At 66.6% G+C, this 6140-nt stretch carries 4 protein-coding genes; 1 reads left to right on the top strand and 3 read right to left on the bottom strand.

Annotation, left to right across the window (positions count from 1 at the left end; all coding sequences use genetic code 11):
* Positions 1–61 precede the first annotated feature (61 nt).
* Positions 62–859 (top strand): bifunctional transcriptional activator/DNA repair enzyme AdaA, encoded by a 798-nt coding sequence (locus tag MF607_RS12900; RefSeq protein WP_242119378.1) that lies wholly within the window; start codon positions 62–64, stop codon positions 857–859.
* Between the two features lie 339 nt (positions 860–1198).
* Here the strand turns inward: MF607_RS12900 and MF607_RS12905 are convergent, their stop codons facing one another.
* The 3 genes from MF607_RS12905 to MF607_RS12915 all read right to left on the bottom strand — a co-directional run bounded on the left by MF607_RS12905 (position 1199) and on the right by MF607_RS12915 (position 5633).
* The gene (locus MF607_RS12905) at positions 1199–3139 is read right to left on the bottom strand and encodes a M3 family metallopeptidase (RefSeq protein WP_242119403.1); all 1941 of its coding nucleotides are present in this window, start codon (positions 3137–3139) and stop codon (positions 1199–1201) included.
* Positions 3140–3201: 62 nt separating this feature from the next.
* Positions 3202–4554: an L-serine ammonia-lyase gene (locus MF607_RS12910; RefSeq protein WP_242119380.1), complete on the bottom strand. Its 1353-nt coding sequence runs from the start codon at positions 4552–4554 to the stop codon at positions 3202–3204.
* Positions 4551–5633 carry a PLP-dependent cysteine synthase family protein gene (locus MF607_RS12915; protein ID WP_242119382.1) on the bottom strand — a complete coding sequence of 361 codons (1083 nt, stop codon included), beginning with the start codon at positions 5631–5633 and terminating at the stop codon, positions 4551–4553. Before MF607_RS12915 ends, MF607_RS12910 begins: the two co-directional genes overlap by 4 nt.
* Positions 5634–6140: the final 507 nt, after the last annotated feature.

Consider the following 6140-nt stretch of genomic DNA (forward strand, 5'->3'; position numbering starts at 1 on the left):
CACGTCACGTCCATGTCCGTTTTCCGCTAGTCGTGCGGCGCGTCGACGATAAGGTTGCGCCATGCTCGACCCCGACCAATGCTATGCCGCGATCCTCCGCCGCGACCCGGCGCAGGACGGGTTGTTCTTTACCGCGGTTCGCACCACGCGCATCTATTGCCGTCCGGTCTGCCCGGCGCGCACGCCGGAGCGCGGCAACGTCACCTTCTATCGCTGCGCGGCGGCGGCGCAGGCGGCGGGCTACCGACCGTGCCTGCGCTGCCGGCCCGAAACCGCGCCCGACAGCCCGGCCTGGGCCGGCACCCTGTCATCGATCCATCGCGCGCTGCGCCTGATCGACGACGGCGCGCTGGCGGAAGGCAGCGTCGCCGCGCTGGCCGATCGGCTGGGGATGACCGACCGCCATCTCCGCCGCCTGTTCGTCGAACATCTCGGGCTGACCCCGCTGGCGATCGAGGCGACGCGCCGCCTCCACCTTGCCAAGCATCTCGTCCACGACACCCGCCTGCCGCTGACCGATATCGCCTTCGCCGCCGGCTATGGCAGCGTCCGCCGCTTCAACGAAGCCTTCCAGTCCGCCTTCGGCCGCGCCCCCTCCATGCTCCGCCGCGAAGGTCCGCCTGCCGACCCTGCCGCGCCGATCACGGTCACCATTGCGCACCGGCCCGATCGGACGCCCGCCGGCCCGATCGCGGTCGGCCTTCCCGAAGGCCGGGCCGAGATCATGCCGGGCCGAAACCGGACGCTGCGCATCACCCTGACCGACGTTCCGCTCCCCGCCCTCGGTCGCGCTATCGCCGCTGCGAAGCGGGCGGTGTCCGAAAATGCTGTCCTACAGGCGAACCGTTCGGCAGGATGAGGGCCGCTGTTTCTCATCGCTGCCGCCGAAATGGTTCACGCGAAGGCGCGAAGAAGAGAAGATTGGACTTTCGCGCAGAGGCGCAAAGGACGCTGAGGGGTGGTGCTTGATGCAGCATCCCCCCGCGCCAGCGGCCTTATCGCTCGCCTCAAAAGGCGCCACGATCTTCGGATCGCGCACCGACTGCCTAGAACGCGCCCCTCTGCGTCCTTTGCGCCTCTGCGCGAACAATCCTCTTACTTTCTCCGTGCCTTAGCGCCTTCGCGTGAACGAAAACGCCTTTCGTCCGACCGCGGCACAAACAGTGCGCAAGTGTGAACTTTGTGAACTTTGGGCCGGTCAAACCAGCCCATGCCGCGCCAGCATCGCCGCCGGATCGGGATCGCGCCCGCGAAACGCCCGGAACAGCTCGATCGCCGGCCGCACCGCACCCTGAGACAACACCGTCTCGCGCAACCGATCCCCGGTGGCCCGGTCCACCGTCCCCGCCTCGACGAACGCGGCAAACCCGTCCGCTGCCAGCAATTCCGCCCAGAGATAGCTATAATATCCCGCCGCATAGCCCCCGGCGAAGATATGCGCGAAGCCATGAGGGAAGCGGTGCCATGCGGGCGGGCGCACCACCGCCACCTCGTCGCGCACCGCCTCGATCACCGCCATCGGGTCATCGCCCTGCGTGCCCAGATGCAGCAGCAGGTCGAACATCGCGAACTCGATCTGCCGCAGCAGGAACATGCCCGAGCCGAACCGCCTCGCCGCCAGCATCCGCTCGAACAGGCCGCGCGGCAACGGCTCGCCGGTCTCGACATGGCCCGACATCGCCGAGAGCACGGAAGGCTCCCACGCGAAATCCTCCATCAACTGGCTGGGCAGTTCGATCGCGTCCCACTCGAACCCGGTCGTGCCGGCAATGTCCGGCCGCGGCACGCGGGTGAACAGGTGGTGCAGGCAATGCCCCGTCTCGTGCAGCAGCGTCGTGACGTCGTCATGGCTCAGCAGGGGCGTCGCGCCGCCGGTCGGCGCGAAGTTGCAGACCATGTACGCGACCGGGATGCCCTCGGCCGGATCGGCGCGATAGGGCCGGGCAGGGGCCATCCATGCGCCGCCCTTCTTGCCCGGACGCGCATGCAGGTCGAGGTACAGGCCCGCGAACACGCCTCCATCGTCCGCCACATCGTAATAATGCGCATCGGCGTGATAGGTCGCGACGTCGCTGCGCTCGGTCAGGACGATGCCGAACAGCTGGCCCAACAGCCGCTGCCATCCGTTCAGCACCCGGTCGACCGGGAAATATTGCTTCACCACCGACTGGTCGATGGCATGGGCATGCCGCTTCAGCCGGTCGCTTACGAATCCGGTATCCCAGGGCTGCAGGTCGTCGATCCCCAGATGCTCGGCGGCAAAGGCGCGCAGTTCGGCGATCTCCGCCTCCGCATGCGGGCGTGCCCGCCTGGCCAGATCGCGCAGGAACGCCAGCACCTCGGCCACGTCGGGTGCCATCTTGGTGCTCAGCGACCGCGCGACCGGGTCGGTGAAGCCCAGCAGCGTCGCCGCCTCGTGCCGCAGCGTCAGGATTCGGCGGATCCGCTCGCCATTGTCGAATTTGCCGGCATTCGGCCCCTGATCCGACGCCCGCGTGCCATAGGCACTATAGACCTCCGCGCGCAGGTCGCGGTCCTCGGCGAAGGTCAGCACCGCCACCACGCTCGGCTGTTGCAGCGTCACGACCCAGCCATCCAGCCCGCGTGCTTCCGCCGCTGCCGCCATCATCGCCCGGTCGGCCTCCGATAGCCCGGCGAGGCGCACCGGATCGGCGATATGCAGCGTCCACGCATCGGTCGCGTCGAGCACCGCACTGGCGAACTCGGTCTGGAGCGCCGACAATTCGGTCGCCACGGCCTTGAACCGCTCGCGCTCGGCCTCGTCCAGCGCCACGCCCGCCAGCGTCCGGTCGCGGATCGATCGTTCCACTGCCACCCGGTCGGCATCGTCCAGCGCGGCGAAGTCGGGCGCGATCGCCAGCGTCCGCAGCGTATCGAACATCGCCCGGTCCTGTTGCGCCGCGATCCCGCGCGCGGTCAGCACCGCCTGTCCCGCCGCATGTGCCTCGCGCAGTTCAGGCGTGTCGGCCACCGCATGCAGGTGCCATACCGTCGACCAGAAATCGTCGAGCGCGACATCCGCCGCCTCGACCGGCAGCCACGTCTCGGCAAAGCTGGGGCTTGCCGCCTTGGCGCGTTCGGCAACCGCCTCGCGCCCGGCCAGCAGCGTGTCGAGCATGGGCGCGATCGAATCTGGAGTGATCGCGGCGAAATCGGGAAGCTGGGACAAACGCAAATCCTTCAACATTCGACGACGTTGACCGCCAGGCCACCCTGGCTGGTCTCCTTGTACTGGCTCTTCATATCCTCACCGGTTTGACGCATCGTTTCGATCACCTGGTCGAGGCTGACGATGTGGCGACCATCGCCGTGCAGCGCCAGATAGGCGGCGTTGATCGCCTTGATCGCACCCATCGTGTTGCGCTCGATACACGGAATCTGCACCAGCCCGCCGATTGGGTCGCAGGTGAGGCCCAGATTATGCTCCATGCCGATCTCGGCGGCATTCTCGACCTGTCCCGGTGTCGCACCGAGTGCGGCGGCGAGCCCCGCGGCAGCCATCGAACAGGCGACGCCAACTTCGCCTTGGCACCCCATCTCGGCGGCCGAGATCGACGCATTCTGCTTGTAGAGAAACCCGATCGCCGCCGCCGTCATCAACAGCGCTCGCGCACCGGCGCGGGTCGATCCATGGACGAAGGTCTCGTAATACTTCAGCACCGCCGGGATCACCCCCGCCGCGCCATTGGTCGGCGCGGTAACGACGCGGCCCCCGGCCGCATTCTCTTCGTTCACCGCCAGCGCCCACAGGCTGACCCATTCGAAGACGACGCTGGGGTCGGTCCGCGGCCCACGCTCCAGCAGCTTCTCGCGGATCGCCCGTGCCCGCCGCTGGACCCGCAGGCCGCCGGGCAGTTCGCCGCTACCTGCACAACCGCGATCGATCGAGGCCAGCATCGCCGATCGCACCGCGTCGAGGAACGCGTGCGTCTCCGCCTCGGGCCGCCACGCGCTTTCATTGGCGGCGACGATCTCCGCGATCGACTGGCGGGTATCGGTGCAGGTCGTTAGCAGTTCCGCCCCGCTGGCAAAGGGATGCGGCAGCGTCAGGTTCAGGCGCGGCGGGGTCTCGCCTTCGGACCGGATCGCGCCGCCGCCAACCGAATAATAGCGCCGCACGATCCGGCTACCGTCCGCCAGCACGGCCGTGAACGCCATCGCATTGGGATGGCCGGGCAGGAAACCGGGGTGAAACACGATGTCGCGCGCCGGATCGAACGCGATACGTCGCGCGCCGGCCAGATCGATCGAGCAGGTCGCGTGGATCGTCTCGACCATGCCCGCGACCGCATCGGGATCGATCCCTTCGGGCGTCGCCCCCGCCAGCCCCAGCAACACCGCGACATCGGTGGCATGGCCGCGACCGGTCAGCGACAGCGAACCATAAAGGTCGCACAGCACCCGTTCCGGCACGATGCCATCCTCGTCCAGCATCGTCGCAAAGGCATGGGCCGCGCGCATCGGCCCGACGGTATGTGAACTCGACGGCCCGATACCTATGGTGAACAGGTCGGTGACGCTGAGCGGGGTCATGCCGGCTGCCCCAGAAGGCGTTCGAACCGCGCTGCCGCCGGTCGCCAGTCGATCCCGCGCGCCGTCAGCCAGCCATCGTTATAATAGGTGTCGCCATAGCGAAGCCCCGAATCGCACAGGATCGTCACCACCGATCCCTGCTCCCCCGCCGCGGCCATTTCCTCGATCAGCGTAGCGCAGGCGACGATATTGGTTCCGGTCGATCCCCCGACCGGTCGCCCGAGCCGCGCACTGATCGCCCGCATCGCCCCGATGCTGTCGGCATCGTCGACGGCGATCATCCGGTCGATGACGCTGGGGACGAAGCTGGGCTCGACCTGCGGGCGTCCGATCCCTTCGATGCACGAACATTCGCCGTCGACGGTCCGGATGGCCGGATCGTCATAATGACGGTGAAAGACTGACGCCGCCGGATCGGCGACGCACAGCCGTGTGGCATGCCGCCCATAGCGGATGAAGCGTCCCAGCGTCGCCGACGTGCCGCCGGTTCCTGCGCCGCAGACGATCCAGCACGGCTCGGGCGAGTCTTCCTTCGCCATCTGCGCGAAGATCGATTCTGCGATATTGTTGTTGCCCCGCCAGTCGGTCGCCCGCTCGGCATAGGTGAACTGATCGAGATAATGCCCGCCACTGGCATCGGCCAAGCCGCGCGCCGCGGCATAGACTTCCCGGGGGTCGTCGACGAAGTGGACCTCGCCGCCCTGGAACCGGATCGCATCGATCTTGGCGCTCGCGATCGATCGCGGGACGACGGCGATGAACCGCAGTCCGATCAACCGCGCGAAATAGGCTTCGGACACCGCGGTCGATCCGCTGGTCGCCTCGACCAGCATCGTATCCGGCCCGATCCACCCGTTGCACAGGCCATAGAGGATCAGGGATCGGGCGAGCCGGTGCTTCAGGCTCCCCGATGGATGGACCGATTCGTCCTTCAGATAGAGCGTTATTCCCGGCGTCGCAGGCAGTTCGACGCGGATCAGATGCGTATCGGCCGAACGGCAGAAGTCGGCCTCCAGCCGCCGGATCGCATCGAGCGTCCAGATGCGATCCGGCGAAGGCGGCGCGGGAACAGCGGTCAACGAAGTGATCCTTTCACAAGATACTATCATCAACCTTATGGCGCGGGAGCCGGGGAGGGGGAAGGGCACGCCAACAGGCCCGCAAACGCCCTGGAACGGCACGCTGGATCGAAAAAAACGCCGGGAACCGAAAAAAGTAGAGAATCGTTGTTGACGCCTTCCGAACCCGCCCATATAAGCAGCTTCACCGGACGACGAGGCGCTCTTCGCTTCTTCGACTGGTCGCCTCGCTGATCTTCGGATCGTGCCGCTGATGCGGATAGCGAGTTGCTCTTTTTATACCGGGACCTGGTACTGACCGAGATGGTTGGTGCCATGTGTTCCGGTCTCTCTATCGCCGGCTTGCTGGCGCTTCGACCGGGAGGTTTGGAGCAGGGAGAGCTATTTGACATTGTAGTTTAGATGAAGGGACATGTGGGCGGCGGCTTGCGGTCTATGGCATTCAAGGTGCTGTGGGATCGTTTAAAGTTTAAGCTGGCTCATATGTCTTATTACAACCACCATATT

Origin of the sequence: Sphingomonas lacusdianchii (assembly GCF_022664395.1) — a bacterium.
Classification (GTDB): domain Bacteria; phylum Pseudomonadota; class Alphaproteobacteria; order Sphingomonadales; family Sphingomonadaceae; genus Sphingomonas; species Sphingomonas lacusdianchii.

What these genes read in the sequence shown, in the direction of transcription:
- MF607_RS12900 (WP_242119378.1), top strand. Translation starts at nt 62, where the DNA reads ATGCTCGACCCCGACCAATGCTATGCCGCGATCCTCCGCCGCGACCCG.
- MF607_RS12905 (WP_242119403.1), bottom strand. Translation starts at nt 3,139, where the DNA reads ATGCTCGACACGCTGCTGGCCGGGCGCGAGGCGGTTGCCGAACGCGCC.
- MF607_RS12910 (WP_242119380.1), bottom strand. Translation starts at nt 4,554, where the DNA reads ATGACCCCGCTCAGCGTCACCGACCTGTTCACCATAGGTATCGGGCCG.